This is a genomic window from Lentzea sp. NPDC036949, from assembly GCF_055608075.1.
In genome coordinates this window covers 672470-691774 of record NZ_JBVJRA010000002.1, presented here as the reverse complement: position 1 = coordinate 691774, position 19305 = coordinate 672470, and the positions used below count along the sequence as shown (strand labels likewise).

Sequence of the window (19305 nt, the reverse complement as noted above, 5' to 3'; positions counted from 1 at the left end):
CACTCCTGTCGCGGGGTCGTGGTCACACCGGCGCGCGCGTGTTGCCGCCGTCGACCAGCAGCAGCGCGCCCGTGACGAAGGCGGCCTGCCGGGAGGCGAGGAACGCGGCCAGCGCACCGAAGTCGTCCGGGTCGCCGACGCGGCGCAGCGGTACCTCGGCGGCCGCGGCGGAGGTGTCCTCACCGGACGGTCCGCGCAGCGCCGGGGTGTCGTGGTAGCCGGGTGCGAGGACGTTGACCGTCACACCGCTGTCGCCGAAGGCGTGCACGAGGTTGCGGGCGTAGGACAGCACCCCCTGCCGGGCCACCCCGGACAGCACGTTGTGCGGCATCGGCTGGCGCACCGCCTCCGAGGTGATCATCAGCACCCGCCCGTCGCGGCGCAGGTGCGGTGTCGCGGCCTTCACCAGCGCCACGTGGGGGATGAGCACGGTGTCGACGGCCCGGCGGTAGTCCTCGGGCCCGAAGTCGGCGACCGGGCCCTGCACGACCCCGCCGGTGTGGCTGACCACGACGTCGATCCCGCCGAACTCGGCCACGGCGCTGTCCACCCAGCGCTGCACCGCGCCGTCGATGCCGACGTCGGCGATCTGGGCGTGCACCCGGCCACCGCCCAGCGCCTCCAGCTTGCCGCGCGCCTCGGTGAGCCGGTCGCGGTCGCGGCCGCAGATCGACACGTCCGCACCCTCGGTCACCAGGGCGCGGGCCACACCGAGCCCGAGGCCGCTGCTGGCGCACGCCACGAGGGCGACCTTGCCGTCCAGTCCGAGGTCCATCAGCCCTCCCTGCCCGCGCGCACCGAGTAGCCGTAGCGCACCAGCTGCGGTGCCGCGGCGGCCGTGGTGAACGCCCTGGGCTTCCACGGCAGGTCGGTGCGCCACCGGCCGTCGGCCTTGATCAGCACCTGACCGTGGTGGAAGCGGTCCGGGTTGCCGGTCACCGTGTGGTTCACGCCCAGCTCGACCGTGCCGCCCGCGGTCACCGGGACGCTGCCCGGGATGCCCGCGAACGCCATCACCTCACCGATCACCTCGTCCGGGCGTGCGGAGAAGTCCTCGTGACGCACCCGCAGGTACCGGTCGTGGCCGGCCAGCGCCAGCAGGTCGGAGGCGGCGTTGACCGCGCTCCAGTAACCGGTGCTGCGGGCCGCGCTCATGCGCGTCACGTAGCTCTTGTCCTTGCGGTAGGAGTGCGCGGTGGCCCGTGCGTCGCGGACCACGTGCAGCACCCGCACGTCCAGGTCGTCACGGCCCAGCAGCGCCGCGGCCTCCGCGGGGTACTTCGAGCTGTCCACGACCACCTCGGCACCGGCGGCGCGTGCGGCGGCGCGGTAGAGCTCGGTGGTCACCCCGGTCACCCACCGCACGTCCGGGGGTGTGCGCAGCGGGCCGAGCGACTCCGCCAGGCGCAGCGGGGTGTGGCGGGCGCGCAACCGGGTGGCCTGCACGGCCTCGACCGCCTCGGCGACGTGCCGGTCGGCGGCCACCTCCTCGGCCAGCACCTGCGACCACACCGGGCAGCCGGTCAGCGGTTCACCGCAGCCGCAGCTGGAGTTCGTGCCCCGCGTGAGGATGCCGTTGCGCCACAGGTAGTGCAGCTCGCCCACGTGGACCGCGTGCGGGGTCTCGTTGAGGACGTTGCCGATCATCGTGCTGCCGCAGCGCATCATGCCGGTGACGTAGAGGACCCGCATCAGCGCGCACCCTCCTGCTCCACGAGCACGAAGTGCTGCGGCAGGTGCACCGCGAGACCCATGCGGCTGCCCGCCTCCAGCAGGTCACCGCCGTCCGGGGCGGCACCGCGGCGCAGCGTCAGGTGCGAGATGCCGGGGTCCAGGAACGTGGTGGCGGCGCGGAAGTCACCGAGCAGCACCTGGTGCTCCGGGATCATCCTGGTCCGCGCGATCCGCACGCCCGCCTCGGCGAGCCGGCCCAGCAGCCCGGACTCCACGGCCTGCCAGTACACGGCGTTGTGCGCCACGATCCCGTCGCACGACCCACCGGTTTCCTCGACCAGTGCCGCCGCCCTGGTGAGCAGGTCCACCGGCCGGCAGTCGACGGTCATGCGGCGGGCCTCCGGCAGCTCCAGCAGACCGGGCACCGCGCCGTCGTCGCTGCCGCGCAGCAGCACCTGGTTCTCCGTGGTGCCGAACCGCACGATCAGCCGGAAGTCGATGAACGCCGCCAGCAGCCGCGGGTGCTCCAGCAGGCCGGCGGGCACCGGCAGCGACACCCCGATGTCGGTGAGCTTCGCCGCGTCCAGCAGCGGCTGGAACCCCGCCTCCGGGGTCGTGTCGAACGTGACGCCCGAGCGTTGCCCGCGGTCGGACTCCGGCTGCGGTTCCCGCACGAACGGCGTGTCGCCGTCGCGGACCGTCGCCATCTTCATCAGCTGCCGCACGGTGAACCGCGGTCGTTCGGCGAACAGCGGGAACGCCGTGGGCAGGTAGCCGCGGTAGGTGACGGTCACGTCCTCCGCGCGGTTGCCGAACGCCGCGGCCTGTGCGAACTCCGAGCCGGGCGAGCTCTCGGTCATCGCCGGGTCGGCCAGCAGCTGCCGCATCTGCTTGATCTGAGCAGTCATGAGTGCCTTTCCTCCCCGGTTCAGGCCGCGATCGCCATGCGGCCGTGCACGACGTCACCGATGTCCCTGGCCAACCGGCCGGGAGTGGGGTGCTGGAAGATGTTGCGGCCCATGGCGAGCCCGGCCGCTCCCGCCCGCATGGTGGCGGCGACGCGCTGCAGCAGCTCCCGCCGGTCGTCCACCGGTGCCCCGCCCGCGACCAGCACGGGGATCGGGCAGGCGCGCACCACGTCCGACAACGCGTCCGCCGTGCCGGGGTAGGTGACCTTCACCAGGTCCGCGCCCAGGTCCGCCGCGAGCGTGGCGGAGTGCCGCACCAGCTCGGTGTCGGTGCCGTCGTCGATCTGCGGGCCGCGGGCGTACATCATGGCCAGCAGCGGCACACCCCAGCGGTCGGTCTCCTCCGCGGTGCGGGCGAGGTCGGCGATCTGCTCGGCCTCCTGCTGCGAGCCCATGTTCACGTGCACGCTCACCGCGTCCGCGCCCAGCCGCAACGCGGCCTCCACGCTGGTGACGAGGTACTTGGCGTCCGGGTCGGGGGCGTGGGCGGTGCTCGCGCTCAGGTGCACGATCAGGGAGGTGTCGACGAACAGCTTCGGGTCGAGGTGGCGGACGGTGCCCTTGTGCAGCACCACCGCGTCGACCTTGGCGGCGACGAGCTGGCCGATCAGGTCGCCCAGGGAGTCGTCGGGGGTCACCGGTCCGTCGGCGACGGAGTGGTCGAGCGGGACGACCAGCAACCGCCCGTCGCCGTTGCGGTCGATGCGGTTCAGGCGCAGCTTCGCGCCGAAGGATTGCGGCTGGTTCACCGGAACTGGCTCCTTTCGCACAGTGGTGGGGTCAGGCGGGCAGTGCGCTGTCGGGGTCGTGCAGCCCGAAGCGCTCGTGCAGCGTCCGCACGGCGTCGTGCACACGGTCGCGGGCCACCAGGAACGTCGTGCGTTCCTGGCTGCACGACACGCATTCGGCCGGGATGCCCGCTGTTGTCAGGGCGTTGAGGCCCAGCGCGGTGAGGCCGGGCCGGCTGAGCAGGCCGGTGCCGACGGCGCAGACCCGGCCGAGGTCCTGGCGCAGGGTGACCGCGCAGTCGTCGTCGGGCAGCTCACCGCGCACCGCGCCGGCCGCGTCGTCCGCGGCGGTGTCGGTGACGCAGAACCGCATCCGCAGCGGAGCGCCGCGGTGCGACAGCCACTGCACCGAGTCGACCGCGATTCCCAGGCGCGCCACCGCTTCCAGCACGCGCGCACCGCCGTCAGCCGGGTCCCGCCCTGCCTCGACCACGACCTGGGTGACCTTGTCGTCGTGGGTCACCGCCACCACACCGGCGCGTCCTTCCAGGACGTCCGAGTCGAGCATCGCCGCTCTCCCTCCGAAGATCGTGCTTCCCTCGCCGAGCCCGGCCGAGTCGCGCACCACGATGTCCACGCCGTGCGCCGCGGCCAGCTCGACCGACCGCGGGTGCAGCACCCGTGCGCCGGAGAACGCCATCTCGGCCATCACCGCGGCCGGCAGCCGCTGCAACAGCCCGGCACCGGGCACCACCCTGGGATCGGCGCTGGCGACCCCGAGGACGTCGGTGTAGATCTCGCACACCGGCGCGCCGTGGGCGACGGCCAGCGCGACCGCCGAGGTGTCCGACCCGCCGCGGCCCAGCGTGACCACCGCGCCCTCCTCGTCGAGGGCCTGGAAACCGGCCACGACCACGACGTGGCCGCGGTCGAGCCACTGCCGCACCGTGCCGGTGTCGATCGAGGCGATCACCCCGGCACCGGGCGGGCCCACCGCCTTGAGGCCGGCCTCCGGCCCGGACAGCGACACCGCCGGCACGTCCAGCTCGCGCAACGCGATGGCGAGCAACGCCGCGGAGGCCAGCTCACCGGTGGCGAGCAGCTTGTCGGTCTCCCTCGGGTCCGGTGACGTGCTGACCGCCGTGGCCGCCCGGACCAGCTCATCGGTCGTGGCACCCCGTGCGGACACCACGACGACCACCTCGGCGCCGGCCCGGTGGGTCTGCGCCACTCGCCGCGCCACCGCCGCCACCTGGGCGTCGTCGGCCAGCGAGCTGCCCCCGTACTTCTGGATGCTGATCTGCATGCCACTCCGTCCGGAATAAGTCCAGAAGGGAAGTCGAATTCGCTCAGAACCGGTCCGAGCAGCGCCACTCGTGGTGGGCTCGAACTCGTCGCGAATTAGAAGTTCCCCGTGGCGGGGGTCCGTGAAGCTCGCTCAAATCCATGAACCTGCGCGCGGCGAATGCCGAATGCGTGCGGCGCTTCTCACGTGAATGAGTGAGGCCAGATGGCGGTGAAAGAAAAAGAACGCCCGCCGGTGGCACCGGCGGGCGTTCGGAGGTCGGGGGACGGGGGCGGGGGTCGGTCAGGGGGTGCGGCGGGGTGCGCGGTCGCGGTCGTGGGCGATGACCTGCAGCGCCAGCTCGACCCGGTTGGTGACCTGCAGCTTCGTGAACGCGTTGCGCACGTGCGTGCCGATGGTGTTGGGGGAGAGGGTCAGCCGGGTGGCGATCGCCTTGTTCGTCAGGCCCTGGGCGACCAGCCGGGCCACCCTCACCTCGGTCTCGGTGAGGCTCGCCCACAGCTCCAGCGACGGCTCCGGCACCGCCTCCCGCGGCGGGCGGGTCTGCCGGGGGCCGTCGGCGAGGTAGCTGCCGGTGCGGCCGGGGGCCAGCGGGACACCGCACGCCGCCCACGTCTGCCGTGCCTGCTCCAGCAGCTCACGGGCCCGGTCGGGGTCGTCGTGGGCACGGGCCAGCCTGCCCGCGTCGGCCAGTGCGGCCGCGGCGGCCGCCCGCCGGTCGCTCAGCCGGTTCAGCTCCGCGGCGCGGACCACCGCGTCCGGGTCACCGTCGCGCAGGCCCGTGGCGTGCGCGGCCGCGGCGGCCACGCCCAGCACACCGGGGTTGAGCTCGCTGAGCTGCTGCGCGACCCGCACGACCTGGTCGACGCGGTGCTCGTCGGCGCGCCGGCGGGCCAGCCCCACCAGCACCGGTGCGACCGGTGACGGCGCGGTGGCCGTGATCGCCAGCAGGTCCGCGCCGCTGAGCAGCCCCTCGGCGACCTCGGCCGCCTCGTCGTGCCGGTCAGCCGCGCACAGCCACAGCACCCGCCGCCACGCCAGCCGGGCCGCCCCGGCACCGCGGCCGCCGACCTGCTCGGCCTCCCGCAGGTTCGCCTCGGCCGCCCCCAGGTCACCCAGCCCCGTGCGGATCTCCGCGAGCAGCAGCAACGCCCGCCCCAGCAGCGGCGTGAACGGCCGGTCCCTGGCGCTGCGCACCGCCAGCTCGGCATCGGACTCCGCGGTGCGCAGCCGGCCGCTGGCCAGGTGCGCCCTGGCCCGGTGGTACTGCCAGCGCGGCATCGGCCACGCCGTCCCCAGCTGGGCCGACTCACCGGCCACCACGGTCAGCGTCGAGTGCACCTCGTCGAACCGGTCCAGCGCCACCAGCGGCGCGCACAGCCACAACCGGGAGTGGTGCCTGCGCGGGAACGGCCCGGTCCGGTCGGCCTCCCGCACGGCGGCCCTGGCCAGCTCCAGCGACCGGCTCAGCTCACCGCGGCGCAACGCGACCTGCGCCCGTGCCGCGGACCCGAACACCACCGCCTCACCACCGGCTGCCCGCGCCCGTGCCGCGGCGCTCTCCGCAGCGTCGGTGTGCCCGGCGGCCGCGAGCCGGTAGGCCTGCACCGCCGCGAGGTCGGCCCGGTGCTGGTCGTCGAGGTCCGGCCGGGCCAGCGCACGCCGCGCGTACTCCACGACCACGTGGTCGTGACCGGGGTCGCGGCCGTCGGCCAGCTCGCCCAGCGCGCAGACCAGCCGCGTCTGCGTGGCGGGGCCGGGCACCCGGCTCAGCGCCCGCACCGCCAGGTCCCAGGCCTCACCCGTGCGCCCGGCCAGCGCGAGCAGCCGCACCGCCTCCACCACCAGCTCGTCACCGCCGGGGTGGTCGTCACCGACCACGTCCAGCAGCTTCACCGCCAGCTCAGCGGCCTCGACCGGGCCACCGGTGCGTTCCCGCACGGCCTTGCGCAGCGCCTCGACCACCGCGGGCGAACCCCGGCGGCCACCGCGTTCGAGGTGGCGCACGACCTCCGCCGGCGCACCGCCCTCCGCGGCGACGACGTCGGCGGCCTCGCGGTGCAGCGCGACCCGCACCGGCTCGGCCAGCCCCGCGTACACCACCCGGCGCACCAGCTCGCTGCGGAAGGCCAGGCCTCCGGCATCCGGTGCCAGCACCCCGGCCTCGACCAGCTGCGCGGCGGCCTGCAGCAGCTCGGGCACCGGCCTGCGCAACAACGCGGCCGCCTCGTGCACGGTGAACGCCCTGCCCAGCACCGCACCGGCGTGCAGCACGGCGGTGGGGGTCGCGGCCAGGTCACCCAGGGCGGCGCGGACGTCCGCGACCAGCCAGGACGGCAGCGGCTGCCGGTCGGCGCCGGCGGCGAGCACCGCCGTACCACCGCCGACCTGGATGTGCCCGGCCTCGTGCAACGCGCGCAGGACCCGTTCCGCGTCACCGTCGACGTCCGTCGCGATCGCGACCACTGCCGGGTCGGGCTCGGCGCCGAGCACCTGTGCGCACAGGCGCCGCGCGTCGTCCCCGGTCGGCCACCGCGCGGGCAGCAGCCGCGCACCGGCGTCCAGGAGCACGTCGACGACCCCGCGCACGGCGGGGGAGGCCTGCGCCGGGCGCAGCGAGAGCAGCCACAGCACCGGGGTGGTCGCCAGACCGGGGATCAGCACCCGCAGCGCCAGCGCCGTCGCGTCGTCGGCGTGGTGGAAGTCGTCCAGGCACACCAGCACGCCGCCGTCACCGGCCAGCCCCACCAGCTGTGCTCTGACCTGCCGCAACGCGGTCAGGTGGTCGACGTCGAAGTCGCGGTGGGCGTCGGGCACCCCGGCGCTGAGCGCCGCTCTGAGCGTGGACAGCGGTGCCACCCGGTCGACGTGGGTCGCGCGCCCGTGCACCACTCTCGTGCCCCTGCGCGCGGCCTCGGCCCGCGCGTGCCCGACCAGCGCTCTGCGCCCCAGCACGCCGTGCTGCTCGGCAACGAGCACGCTGCCCTCGCCGCGTTCGAGTGCGGCGAGGGCAGCGGTGACGAGCTCGGGGCTGCCGGGTGTTCGAGGTGCTCCCGGTGTTCGCTGTGGTCCCGGTGTTCGCTGTGTGGACGGTGCTGTGGCGGGCTGCTCGACGTCCTTGAGCACAGAGGTCCTCCCCGTCGGCGGACGTGGCGCGTCGTCACCCTCAGGCGCCGCGGTACTACTGCACGTACCCACTCGCTCACCCGCTTGAACCGCCCATCCAGGTGCTAATCGGACATCCGTGGCTGGGCTGATCCCGTGACGACTTTGGTTGGTCCTACGTGCGAAAATACGCGCAGATCCACCGGACCCGCGCCGAATGCCTGCGGGACCCCGTAGTCCGTCACGGGGAAATTTGCTTAGCCGTGAAGCGAGCTGAGAACCCTCTGCGCAATTGCGTTGTCAACGCGCACGCCTGGAGGGGGCAGTGAAGAGGATTTGGATATGGGCTTTGTTCAGCGGCGCGTTCGCGGTGGCGTGCACCGAATTCGCCGTCGTCGGACTGCTGCCCCAGATCGCGCGTGACCTGAACGTGTCGGAGGCGGCCGCGGGCCAGCTGGTGACGCTCAACGCCGTCGCGTTCGCCATCAGCGCCCCGGTGCTCGCCGCCGCCTGCCACCGGATGGACCGGCGCAAGGTCCTGTTCGGCGCGCTCATCGTGTTCGCCGTCGGGCACCTCACCGCCGGGCTCGCACCCAACTACGCGGTCCTGCTGGGCTCGCGCATCCTCTCCGGCGCCATGATGGGCCTCTACCTGGCCACCGCCATCGGTGCCGCCGCCCGCCTGGGCGGGGAGGAGAAGCGCGCCTCGAAGATCGCCACGATCCAGGCCGGCGTCAACACCGCCACCGCGCTGGGCGTGCCCATCAGCACCCTGCTCGGCCACCAGATGGGCTGGCGGGTCCCGATGCTCGTCATCGGCGGCATGGCGTTGCTGTCACTGGCGTTCATCGCCATCGCACTGCCGCCCACCGGTGCCGACGACGGCCCGCCGCTCAAGGTCCGCCTGCGCGCCATCCGCACCGCGCCCGTGCTCATCGGCCTCGCCGCGATCACCCTGTTCTGGGGTGCCTCGTTCACCGTCTACACCTACCTCGTGCCACTGCTGGAACAGCGCGCAGGCCTCGACAGCACGATGGTCATCGTCGTGCTCGTCATCGCCGGTGTCTGCGCCGTGGTCGGCAACGTCATCGGCGGCAAGGGAGCCGACACCGACTCCCGCAAGACGCTGCTCATCACCTCCGCCATCACCTCCGTGGCCCTGCTCGCCGTGCTGCCGATGTCCACCAGCGCCCTCCAGACCATCGCGCTCGTCGTGGTGTGGCAGCTGGCCGCCTGGTCGTTCGTCCCGGCGGTGCAGGCCGCGCTGTTCCAGGCGGCGGGGGAGGGCGGCGAGCTCGCGGTCTCGTTCGCCGTCTCGGCGTTCAACATCGGCATCGTCGCGGGCGCCGGCTTCGGCGGCATCGCACTCGACCAGTTCGGCCTGCCCGGCGTGGCCGTGCTCGGCGCGGCACTCAGCCTCGTGGCACTGGGCTTCGTCGTGCTGCTCGTCCGCCAGGTCGCGCGCCGCGAGCTCGCGGACACCACAGCGAAGTAACAGCACCGCGGTGAGGCCAGCCGGTCGTGACCACCGTGACCCCTGCACCACCGGATCGAAGGGATGACCATGGGACTCGAATTCGACGCCGTCCTGTTCGACATGGACGGCACCCTGATCGACTCCACCGCCGCCGTGCGCAGGGCGTGGCACCGCTGGGCCGAGGAGGAAGGCGTCGACCCGGCCCGCCTCGCCGGCACGGAAGGCAAGCCCGCCAAGGACATCGTCGCCGCCCTGCTGCCACCGGACCGGCACGAGTCGGGCCTCGCCCACTACTCGCACATCGCCACCCACGACCTCGACGGCGTCGTCGTGCTGCCCGGCGCGCTCGACGCGACCACCGCCGTCGGCGACCGCAAGGCCATCGTCACCTCCTGCACCCGTGACGTGACCGACGCCCGCACGACCGCCGCCGGGTTACCCGTGACCGACGTGCTGGTGACCGCCGACGACGTCGACCGCGGCAAACCCGAACCCGTCCCGTACCTCAAGGCCGCCGAACAGCTCCACGTCGACCCGCGCCGCTGCCTGGCCGTGGAGGACACCGCCTCGGGTCTCGCCTCCGGTCGTGCCGCAGGCTGCACCACGCTGGGCGTCGGCACCGACCTGGACGCCGACATCGTCGTGCCCGACCTCTCCCACGTCCGCTTCGAGCTCGCGGGAGACCGCGTGACCCTCCACGTCCGCACCCCGGCCTGAGCATCTGCAAGTACCACCAACCTGTTCGCCACCCGCAGGGGCCGGAGGTGCTGTTGGTGGTGGTTACGAGCCTGTTGATGTCGAGTTGGTGGTACTTGCAGATGCGGGGGGAGCGGTCAGAGGACGTCCAGGGGTTCGGGGCCGTCCGGGGGAGGGAAGGCCGCGTCGAGGTCGGACAGGTCCTGGACGGTGAGGGCGAGGTCCACAGCCGCGGCGTTCTCCCGCACGTGCTCCGGGGAGCTGGACTTGGGGATGGCGGTGACACCGGGCCGGCGCAGCACCCACGCCAGCGCGACTTGCGCGGGGGAGGCGTCGTGGCGGCGGGCGACCTCCGCCAGCACCGGTGAACGCAGCAACCGGCCCTGCTCGACGGGGGAGTAGGCCATGACCGGGATGGACCGCTCCGCCAACCACGGCAGCAGGTCGTGCTCCGGCCCGCGGCGGCTGAGGTTGTAGAGGATCTGGTCGGTCTGGCAGAACCCGGACAACGCCGTCAGCTCGCTCATGTCGGCCACGTCGAAGTTGCTGACGCCCCAGTGCCGGATCTTGCCCGCCTCGACGAGCGCGGCGAACCCGTCGAGGGTCTGCTCGAACGGCACCCGCCCCCGCCAGTGCAGCAGGTACAGGTCGATCCGGTCGGTGCCGAGCCGCCGCAGGCTCGCCTCGCACGCCCGCACGGTGCCCGCCGCGCTGGCGTTGCGGGGGAGCACCTTCGACACGAGGAACACCTCGTCCCGCCGCCCCTCGACGGCCTCGCGCACGACCTCCTCGGCGCCGCCGTCGGCGTACATCTCGGCGGTGTCGACCAGCGTCATGCCCAGGTCGAGCCCCAGCCGCAGCGCGGTCACCTCGTCCGCGCGCGCCGCCCGCGACTCACCCAGGTGCCACGTGCCCAGGCCGAGGGAGGGGATGGACTCACCGGAGGGCAGCCGCACGTGCGTGGTCGTCATGCGCACAGGATGCCCGCCGCACCGCGCTTGTCACCCGTTGATCAGCCGGAACCACACGCACACGACAGGTGCCCGTCCGCTGGGCCGGCCACCGCCGTGCTCCGCCCAGAACCCGGCGTGCACCTCCCGCCAGTGCTCCACCGAGGTGAACCCCTCGCCCTCCGCCTCGGCGAGCTCCCAGCCGACCAAGTCGAACGGCGTCACGAGCACGGCCGTCACCTCGACCACCGCGAGCCGGTCACCGGCGCTGTCCACGAGCACCAGCCGCTCACCGACGTGCTCGGGCAGCTCGCCCTCACCGGTGTAGCCGGCCAGCAGACCGGCGGTGGCCTGCTTCGTCCCGGCGAGCACCAGGGCGGTGAGCCGGTCGCGGTGCTCACCGGGCAGGCCGAGCTCGAGCGTGCGCAGTCCGTCCAGGCGTGGCCACATGATCAAGATCCTAGGCCGCACCCGGTGCGCCGCGTGCGGCTTTCCGGGCACGCAAAAAGCCGCCCCGGAAGGCGACCGGGACGGCTTGAGCGTCTGTGCTCGGGTCAGGCCGTGCGGGTGCGGCGTCCGCGCAGCTCTTCGAGGCGCTCGTCGAGCAGCTCCTCGAGCTCGGGGATCGACCGGCGCTCCAGGAGCATGTCCCAGTGCGTGCGCGGCGGCTTGACCTTCTTCACCTCCGGCTCGACACCGTCGATGATCTTCGACTCGGTGCCGTGCAGACGGCACTCCCACGTCGGAGGCAGCTCGGCGTCGTCGGAGAACGGGACCTCGAAGTCGTGTCCCTTGGGGCAGGCGTACCGCGCTGCCCGGCGCGGAGCGAGATCGTGGTTGCGGTCGGTCTCGTAGCTGACTGCTCCGAGCCGGCTTCCACGCAAAACGCGGTCGGCCATGGCGGTGTCCTTTCGCTCGGCTCAGGGCCGGGGCCCAGGCTTCTTGCTCACCGTGTGCAACGCCCGGATTGCTCCGTTTGTTTCCGGTTCGCTCTCATGGTTGCCCACAGTGACGTCGTTCACTCGTCAACGAAGGCTTCCTACTAATGGATGCGATCGCTCAAGGATCGTGACGCGTTATCAAGCTACTGGGCTTATGCGTCACTCTAATGGCCTAGCAGGCCGCTGGGAAGTCGATCACGCCAACCGGAGTTGACCACTTTGTGCGACGTCAGGACCCAGATCACCTAGCCGGAAGTGACGCCGACAGAGGACCTGGTAGCGGACAGTAGTTTCCGTGGTATCGGTTACACAGTTGCTGTCCGTACCCGATCGGTGCTGTTCCGTGTCCGGCACCGTGTCGGCCACCAGAACCGTGTCCCCGGCCCGGATCACCCGTCCGGCCCGCACCCGCGCGTTGAACCGTCCCGGCACCCCGCACCAGCACAGGACCTCGACCTGGATCGCCTTCAGCTCGTCCGCGAGCTCGAACAGCCGCTGCGAGCCCGGGAACATCTCCCCGCGGAAGTCGGTGGCGAGCCCGAAGCAGTAGACGTCGACCTGGACGTCGTCCGCGAGCTCGGCCAGCTGCTCCACCTGGACGGGGGTGAGGAACTGCGCCTCGTCCACGATCAGGTAGTCCACCCGGCGGCCCTGCGCCCACTCGGCGCGCACCAGCCGGCGGAGATCGTCGTCGCGGATCTCCGCGGCCTCCCTGGTGATGCCGATGCGGCTGGAGATCTGCGGACGCCCCGACCGGTCGTGCCGCACCAGCAGCAGGCCGCGCCGGCCCTGCCGCGAGTTGTTGTGGTCGATCTGCAGGGCGAGCGTGGACTTGCCGCAGTCCATCGGGCCGAAGAAGAACTTCAGGTGCCCCACCACCGGGGTGGTCCGCCGCGAACCCGCTACGGGCACGGCGGACAGGGCGTCTGTCGGATCGGGTAGGGCGTCCACGGCGGGTCACCCTAGTGCCTGGCCGGTGATCAACAGGAATCGGCTGATCAACGCCGACCGGCACCGCGGCGTCCCCGCGCTGTGTCGTTGTCCATCGTGCTCCTCCTGTTGTGCTCGCCGGCCCCGGTGGGCTGGAGATAGCCGGTGCGCCGGGGGCCGAAACATCACGTTTGAATACACCTCCACCGCCGGTACCAGGTCGGTTCGCTGCGCCATGAGATCGGAACAATTGTTTTCAGAGTCTCCATGGCTTCAGTGTTGACTAAAAGAGATGCTTCACCGATGTCCGGCTTCCCGATATAGCTCGCGTCGCGATATATTCAGGGATATGAGTGGTCGGATCATGTCCGAGCAGGCGTTCCTGGTGCTCACCGTACTGGCCGAGGAGCCGCTGCACGGGTACGCGATCGTGCAGGCGGTGGAGCAGCTGTCGCAGGGCCGGACCGTGCTGCGCGTCGGCACGCTGTACGGGGTGCTGGACCGGTTGGTGGCCGACGGCCTGGCCGAGCGCGACCGCGAGGAGGTTCACCAGGGCCGCCTGCGGCGCTACTACCGGCTCACCGACTCGGGGGTGCGGGCGTTGCAGGCGGAGGTCGCCAGGCTCAGCGCGAACGTGCGCGCGGCGGCGGCGGTGCTGCGGGGGAGGGGGATCGAGGCATGAGCAACCTGGAGCGCCGCTACCGGCGGCTGCTGAAGGTCCTGCCGGGCTGGTACCGGCGTGACCGCGAGGAGGAGATGGTCAGCATCTTCCTCGCCGAGCGGACCGACGAGCTGGACCTGGAGCACAGCTGGCCGGGCTGGGGGGAGACGTGGGCGACGCTGGGCCTGGGGGTGCGCACCCACCTGGCCGCCGGCGCGGCGCTGGTGCACGTGCCGGACCGGGCGCGGTGGCGCGGTGAGGTCGTGCGCGCCCTGGGGGTGCTGGGACTGCTGCTGGGCGTGTTCTACGCCGGTGCCGCCGCCCTGCACCTGGTGCTGACCCGCGGCGGTTCACCGTGGGTGCCGCCGGCCGCGCCCGTGCGGTGGTTCGAGCTCGCGCCGGTCGTGGCGTTCGCGGCGCTGCTGGCGGGCAGGCGCACGGTGGCGAAGGCGGTGGCCGCGCTTGCGGTGGTGCCGGTCGTGGTGGCGCTGTCGGAACCGGGGCCGGTGCTGTTCTCGCTGGCGTTCCAGGTGCCGTCGCTGGTGCTGTTCGCGTGCCTGTGCCTGGGTTTCCACCGGGAGGCACCGACGCCGCCCGCGCGCAGGCCGGCGTGGTGGGGTGGGGGAGCGCTGGTGCTGGGGCTGGGTGCCGGACTCGCGCCGGGAGTCGGGCTGGTGGTCGTGGCGCTGCTGGCGGTCGCGGTGCGCGTGGTCGCCTACGTGCGCGGGGATGTGGTGCTGGGGAGGGCGCTGTCGGTCTTCGCGGCGTTGCTGCTGGTGCCGGTCGCGGTGCTGCTGGCCGGCGAGGTGACCTGGGTGGTGTGCGCGCTGGCCGTGCCGTTGGTGGGGAGCGTGGTCGCGCCGGTGCGGCGGGCGCGGGTGGCGTTGTCGTGACGGGGAAGGGGCGCTGACCGCGGTCAGCGCCCCTGAGCGGGTCAGACGAGGGTGGGTTCGGGGTTGCCGACGGCCTTGATGGCCCTGCGGACCGGCACGAAGATAAGCAGGACGAAGCCGGCGACGAAGAAGATGATCAGCGCGAGGATCGCGGGCCGCAGGCTGCCGGTGGCCTGGCCGACGCCCGCGAACACCAGCGGGCCGAGCCAGCTGGTGGAGCGCTCGCCGACCTCGTAGAGCGAGAAGTACTGCGCCTCGCGTCCTGGCGGGACCATCTGGCTGAACAGGCTGCGCGACAACGCGTTCGTGCCGCCCAGGACGATGCCGATGCCGGCGGCGACGAGGTAGAACTGCATCTCGTCACCGGCCTGCACGAAGAACGCCGCGGTGATGACGACGATCCACACGAGCAACGAGCCGAGGATCGTCTTCTTCGCGCCGACGCGCTTGGCGACGAAGCCGTGCAGCACGCCGCCGAGGAAGGCGACGAACTGGACGATCAGGATCACGGTGATCAGCGTCTGCTGCTCGAACTTGAGCTCGACGCTGCCGTACTGCGCGGAGACGTTCGCGACGGTGGCGATGCCGTCGGTGTAGATCAGGTAGGTGCCCAGGAACGCGAGGGTGAGCGGGAAGGCCTTGGCCTGGCGCAGGGTCGTGCCGAGCTCCTTGAAGCCGGCGGAGATGACCGAGGTGCCGTGTTCGCGGCCGTGCGGGTTCTGGTGCTCGGTGAGGGCGCGCAGCGGGATGATCGTGAACGCGGCCCACCAGATGCCGGAGATGACGAACGCGATGCGCGCGGCGTCACCGGAGCTGATGCCCAGCGAGTCGGCCGAGAGCGTGATGCCCAGCTGGACCGCGAGCGCCACGCCGCCGCCGAGGTAGCCGAAGGCCCAGCCGCGGCTGGAGACGGCGTCGCGTTCGTCGGGGGTGGCGATCTCGGGCAGGAACGCGTAGTAGACGACGACGCTGGAGCCGTAGCAGATGTTGGCGATGACGAAGAGGAGGACGCCGAGCTTCCAGTTGGTGCCCTCGACGGTGGCGAGGGCGATGGTGGCGGCCGAGCCGGTGAAGGCGAAGGCGCCGAGCATCTTCTTCTTGTTCTGGGTGCGGTCGGCGATGGCGCCCATGACCGGCAGGACGAGGACCTGGACCACCGTGGCGACGGAGAGCAGGTAGCCCCACAGGGACCCGGCGGGGAACTGCAGCCCGAGCAGCGTGACGTCGCAGCGGTCGAAGGCGTTGTCGCCGGCGCACGGGGTGGCGCCGTTGAGCGCGCTGTCGGCCTTGGCGGCGTTCTCGGCGATGCTGGTGAGGTACAGCGAGAGGAAGACGGTGATCACGGACGTGGGGAACACGGAGTTCGCCACGTCGTACCAGACCCAGCCGCGCTGTTCCTTGCGGCGGCCGGCGGTGGTGGCGTCAGTGGGGTCGTCGCCCTTGACCTTCATGTCGGCGGACTGTACTTGTCCGCCGACTCACCCGATCCGGTGACTGTCCAACCTGTTACCAGTCGCCACGTGAGCGCAGGACGTCGCGCAGGACGTCGGGCCGGTCGGTCACCAGGCCGTCGACTCCGAGGTCGAGCAGGGCGCGCATGTCGGCCTCGTCGTCGATCGTCCACACGTGCACCTCGAGGGCCCTTTTGTGGGCTGCGGCGACGAAGCGGCGGTCGACGACGGTGAGGCGGCCCTGGCTGCGGGGGACCTGGGCGACCTGGCCGCGGACGGCGAGCCCGGCGAACGGGACGCGGCGTGCTGCCCACAGCGCGCCGGCGGAGCGGGGGCCCATGGAGGTGAGCAGGCCCGCTCCGCCGAGGCGGCGCAGGCGGGCGAGGCGGTGGTCGGAGAAGCTCGCGAGGCAGACCCGGTGCAGCGCCCCGGTCCTGCGCAGCAGCGTGACGACGGGTTCGACGGCGTTGTCGGCCTTGACGTCGATGTTGAAGAACGTCTCGGGCAGTTCCTCCAGGACGTCGGCGAGGCGGGCGATGGGTTCGCGGCCGCCGACGCGGGCGTCGCGGACCCGGGCCCAGGGGAGTGCGGAGACCACGCCTTCGCCGTCGGTGGTGCGGTCGAGGGTGTGGTCGTGGTGGACGACGACCTCGCCGTCGCTGGTGGCGTGCACGTCGGTCTCGACGTAGCGGTAGCCCTCCCGGGCGGCGCGGCGGAACGAGCTCAGCGAGTTCTCCATGCCGGTGAGGTCGTCGAGGTGCCAGCCGCGGTGGGCGAAGGCCCGCGGGTGCGGGCCGGCGAGGTAGGGGTGGGTCACGGGTGCGAGTGTGCCTGGCGAAGCCGGCCGTGAGGTGGCGGTTGGGTGGCGCACCACTTTCTTGTTCAATTCTATGGTTTCAGTGCAGACCAAAGTTAACACTCCAAGGTGGTCACGCTCCCAACCAACCCCAGGACCACAAACAACCGGGAAGAAGCCGAGCAGATCCGTGGCGGAATGGGACCAATCGCGCGACCGGTGCTGTCCGGTTCCCTACGAACGTCGGGGTTTGTGGCGCGTCGCTTACGCCCACCCCAGCTCACCCGCTACCGTCGCGCGCCATGGAGCGCTCCATGGAGGCGGATGAGCCCAGGCACTGCGCGTGGTGCGGGCGGCGGTTGCCGGGGAGTGGGCGGATCGGCCGGCCGCGCAGGTACTGTGCTCAGCCGTGTCGCCAGCGGGCGTACGAGCGGCGAGCGGCGTTGCAGCGCGGCGGGCTCCCCGAGGACGCCGTGGTGCTCAGCACGGCGGAGTTGGCAGACTTGCAGGACCGGCTGTTCCAGCTGCGGTGTGCCGCGGAGGACGTGGTGACGGCGGCGCAGGACGGTGCGGAGAACGAGGAGCTGCGCAAGTTGGCGGCGGAGTTGGTGGAGTCGGCGAAGGGGTTGGAGCGGCTGCGTTAGCCGTTCGCACTCCAGCGAACCAACCGGCGTAGCGGGTTGCTTACGTCCGGTGATCGGACGATCATGACGCGCGTGACCTCCTATTGCCGCACGGTGCTCGACCGGGCGGATGTCGGCTATGCCGTGACGGATGCGCGCGGCAGCCTGTTGTGGTGCAACCGCGCGCTGGGCGCTGTGCTGGGTGTGCCGGTCGAGCAGGCGTACGGGCGGTCGTTGCCCGCGTTGCTGCCGGGGGTGCCGGAGGGGCCGTCGCCCGCGCGGGAGGTGCTGGCGCCGGGGCCGCGGTGGCTCGAGGTGCGGTGCAGCCGTTTGGGTGACGACCTGATGTACGAGGTCGTGGACGTGTCGACGTGGCGTGACCGGGAGCTGACGGTGACGCAGGAGGCGGACGCGCTGCGGCGGGCGCAGGCGCTGGGCCGGATGGGCACGTGGGAGTGGTCGATCTCGGAGGACCGGGTGACGTGGTCGGACACGTTGCTGGAGATGTTCGGGTTCGCGCCGGGCACGGCGTTCGACTTCGAGATGTACGCGCAGCTGGTGCACCCCGACGACCTGCCGATGATCGAGGAGAAGCTGGACACGGCGCTCAAGACGGGGTCGGTGTTCACCTACACGCACCGGATGTTGCGCCCGGACGGTGCGGAGCGGGTGTTCGAGTGCTTCGGTGAGGTCGTGGTCGACGAGACCGGGGCGCCGTTGCGGGCGTTGGGGACGGCGCACGACGTGACGCAGTCGAGCCGGGTGCACGACGAGCTGGTGCGGATGGCCGAGCAGGACCCGTTGACGGGGTTGCCGAACCGGCGTGCGCTGACGCGGGCGTTGGAGAAGGAGCTGGCGAACAACGGGTCCGGTGCGTTGCTGGTGCTGGACCTGGACAACTTCAAGGACGTCAACGACCTGCGCGGGCACGCGGTGGGTGACCGGGTGATGCGGATGCTGGCGTCGGCGCTGCAGTCGCGGCTGGGTGAGCAGTTGATCGCGCGGCTGGGTGGTGACGAGTTCGCGGTGGTGCTGCCGGGGTCCTCTGCGCGGGACGCGGGTGCGGTGGCGGACGGGTTGCGCGACGCGGTGGCGGGTTTTCCGCTGGCGGGGATCGGGACGCCGGCGCGGATCACGGTGAGCACGGGGCTGGCGGAGTACGGGCCGGGTGACTCGTGGGAGCTGGTGCTGGCGAACGCGGACCTGGCGTTGTACGCGTCGAAGGCGGCGGGCCGGGACCGGGTGACGGTGTACGAGCCGAACCACTACGCGGACACGGTGAAGCGGGTGTCGGTGCTGGACCGGTTGCGGCAGGCGCTCGCGGGTGAGGGTCTGGCGTTGTACGGGATGCCGATGGTGGAGCTGCAGTCGGGCAAGACGCTGGGGCACGAGCTGTTGCTGCGGTTGGAGGACGGTCAGGAGCCGTACCTGGGGCCCGCGGACTTCCTGCCGGTGGCGGAGCGGTCGAACCTGATCCTGGAGGTCGACCGGTGGGTGTTGTCGACGGCGATCGACGCGCTGGTGGCGGAGCCGAGCTCGTCGTTGCGGTTCAACGTGAACGTGTCGGGGCGGACGTTGGAGGACCCGGACTTCGCGGGGTTCGTGCTGGACCGGTTGGGGCGTGCGGGGGTGGCGCCGGGCCGGTTGGGGTTGGAGATCACGGAGACGGCGGCGGTGACGAACCTGGACGCGGCGGTGTCGCTGGCGACGCGGCTGCGGCAGTTCGGGTGCCGGATCACGCTGGACGACTTCGGTTCCGGTTTCGGGTCGTTCGTGCACCTGAAGCACCTGCCGATCACGGGGATCAAGATCGACGGTGAGTTCGTGAAGGGGATCGAGACGAACGACGCGGACGCGGTGCTGGTGTCGGGGATCGTGCAGATCGCGAACGGGCTGGGGTTGTCGGCGGTGGCGGAGTGGGTGGAGCGGCCTTCTCAGGTGGAGGCGTTGCGGCGGTTGGGGGTGCGGGTGGGGCAGGGTTTCCACCTGGGCCGGCCGGTGCCGTTGCGTGAGGTGGTGAACGCGGAGCGCATGCCGCCGAATGGTGCATTGTCGTCTCGGGTGGTCGGCGCAGAGGATGGTGCGCGCTCCTGATCACCGCCTTGA

The 19305-nt window shown here is 72.0% G+C and carries 18 protein-coding genes; 6 read left to right on the top strand and 12 right to left on the bottom strand.

The features are described 5' to 3' along the window. Positions 1-22: 22 nt before the first annotated feature. The 6 genes from ACZ7CD_RS09095 to ACZ7CD_RS09070 all read right to left on the bottom strand — a co-directional run bounded on the left by ACZ7CD_RS09095 (position 23) and on the right by ACZ7CD_RS09070 (position 7802). A complete protein-coding gene (locus ACZ7CD_RS09095; protein WP_470378685.1) occupies positions 23-775 on the bottom strand; it encodes an SDR family oxidoreductase in 753 nt (250 codons plus the stop codon). Then, a complete protein-coding gene (locus tag ACZ7CD_RS09090) occupies positions 775-1692 on the bottom strand; it encodes a sulfotransferase (RefSeq protein WP_470378684.1) in 918 nt (305 codons plus the stop codon). The genes ACZ7CD_RS09095 and ACZ7CD_RS09090 overlap by 1 nt, the downstream gene beginning before the upstream one ends. Continuing rightward, positions 1692-2582 (bottom strand): family 3 encapsulin nanocompartment shell protein, encoded by an 891-nt coding sequence (locus ACZ7CD_RS09085; RefSeq protein WP_360396671.1) that lies wholly within the window; start codon positions 2580-2582, stop codon positions 1692-1694. Before ACZ7CD_RS09085 ends, ACZ7CD_RS09090 begins: the two co-directional genes overlap by 1 nt. Before the next feature lie 20 nt (positions 2583-2602). Then, positions 2603-3391 carry a 2-amino-3,7-dideoxy-D-threo-hept-6-ulosonate synthase gene (locus ACZ7CD_RS09080; RefSeq protein ID WP_360396673.1) on the bottom strand — a complete coding sequence of 263 codons (789 nt, stop codon included), beginning with the start codon at positions 3389-3391 and terminating at the stop codon, positions 2603-2605. 31 nt (positions 3392-3422) lie between these two features. Further along, complete coding sequence (locus ACZ7CD_RS09075) at positions 3423-4676, bottom strand: aspartate kinase (protein ID WP_360396675.1); 1254 nt, start codon at positions 4674-4676, stop codon at positions 3423-3425. A gap of 282 nt (positions 4677-4958) precedes the next feature. Then, entirely contained in the window at positions 4959-7802 is a 2844-nt protein-coding gene (locus ACZ7CD_RS09070) for a helix-turn-helix transcriptional regulator (protein WP_470378683.1), read from the bottom strand. Positions 7803-8106: 304 nt separating this feature from the next. On the opposite strand from ACZ7CD_RS09070, the gene ACZ7CD_RS09065 reads away from it, so the two are divergent. After that, positions 8107-9276 (top strand): MFS transporter, encoded by a 1170-nt coding sequence (locus tag ACZ7CD_RS09065; RefSeq protein WP_360396679.1) that lies wholly within the window; start codon positions 8107-8109, stop codon positions 9274-9276. A gap of 69 nt (positions 9277-9345) precedes the next feature. Then, complete coding sequence (locus ACZ7CD_RS09060; RefSeq protein ID WP_360396681.1) at positions 9346-9975, top strand: HAD-IA family hydrolase; 630 nt, start codon at positions 9346-9348, stop codon at positions 9973-9975. A 116-nt stretch (positions 9976-10091) separates the two neighbouring features. On the opposite strand, the gene ACZ7CD_RS09055 is transcribed toward ACZ7CD_RS09060, so the two are convergent. The 4 genes from ACZ7CD_RS09055 to ACZ7CD_RS09040 all read right to left on the bottom strand — a co-directional run bounded on the left by ACZ7CD_RS09055 (position 10092) and on the right by ACZ7CD_RS09040 (position 12757). Then, positions 10092-10925, bottom strand: coding sequence for an aldo/keto reductase (locus ACZ7CD_RS09055; RefSeq protein WP_470378682.1), 834 nt, complete (start codon positions 10923-10925; stop codon positions 10092-10094). A 30-nt stretch (positions 10926-10955) separates the two neighbouring features. Then, the gene (locus ACZ7CD_RS09050; protein ID WP_458432220.1) at positions 10956-11354 is read right to left on the bottom strand and encodes an ASCH domain-containing protein; all 399 of its coding nucleotides are present in this window, start codon (positions 11352-11354) and stop codon (positions 10956-10958) included. Between the two features lie 104 nt (positions 11355-11458). Continuing rightward, on the bottom strand, positions 11459-11803 hold the full coding sequence (locus ACZ7CD_RS09045) for an RNA polymerase-binding protein RbpA (RefSeq protein ID WP_030466135.1): 345 nt from the start codon (positions 11801-11803) through the stop codon (positions 11459-11461). Between the two features lie 237 nt (positions 11804-12040). Further along, positions 12041-12757 (bottom strand): thymidine kinase, encoded by a 717-nt coding sequence (locus tag ACZ7CD_RS09040; RefSeq protein ID WP_360396686.1) that lies wholly within the window; start codon positions 12755-12757, stop codon positions 12041-12043. A gap of 367 nt (positions 12758-13124) precedes the next feature. Between ACZ7CD_RS09040 and ACZ7CD_RS09035 the strand changes: the two genes are divergently transcribed. Then, entirely contained in the window at positions 13125-13457 is a 333-nt protein-coding gene (locus ACZ7CD_RS09035; RefSeq protein WP_470378681.1) for a PadR family transcriptional regulator, read from the top strand. Beyond that, a complete protein-coding gene (locus ACZ7CD_RS09030) occupies positions 13454-14329 on the top strand; it encodes a hypothetical protein (protein WP_470373903.1) in 876 nt (291 codons plus the stop codon). The genes ACZ7CD_RS09035 and ACZ7CD_RS09030 overlap by 4 nt, the downstream gene beginning before the upstream one ends. 41 nt (positions 14330-14370) lie before the next feature. Here ACZ7CD_RS09030 and ACZ7CD_RS09025 read toward each other — a convergent pair whose 3' ends face one another. Continuing rightward, positions 14371-15780: an MFS transporter gene (locus ACZ7CD_RS09025; RefSeq protein ID WP_470373904.1), complete on the bottom strand. Its 1410-nt coding sequence runs from the start codon at positions 15778-15780 to the stop codon at positions 14371-14373. A 55-nt stretch (positions 15781-15835) separates the two neighbouring features. Then, complete coding sequence (locus ACZ7CD_RS09020) at positions 15836-16597, bottom strand: glycerophosphodiester phosphodiesterase (RefSeq protein WP_470369295.1); 762 nt, start codon at positions 16595-16597, stop codon at positions 15836-15838. Between the two features lie 281 nt (positions 16598-16878). Between ACZ7CD_RS09020 and ACZ7CD_RS09015 the strand changes: the two genes are divergently transcribed. Both ACZ7CD_RS09015 and ACZ7CD_RS09010 read left to right on the top strand, forming a co-directional pair. Further along, on the top strand, positions 16879-17220 hold the full coding sequence (locus tag ACZ7CD_RS09015) for a hypothetical protein (RefSeq protein WP_030475304.1): 342 nt from the start codon (positions 16879-16881) through the stop codon (positions 17218-17220). 72 nt (positions 17221-17292) lie between these two features. Continuing rightward, positions 17293-19293, top strand: a complete 2001-nt coding sequence (locus ACZ7CD_RS09010; protein ID WP_360396696.1) for a putative bifunctional diguanylate cyclase/phosphodiesterase — start codon at positions 17293-17295, stop codon at positions 19291-19293. The last annotated feature ends 12 nt before the right edge of the window (positions 19294-19305 follow it).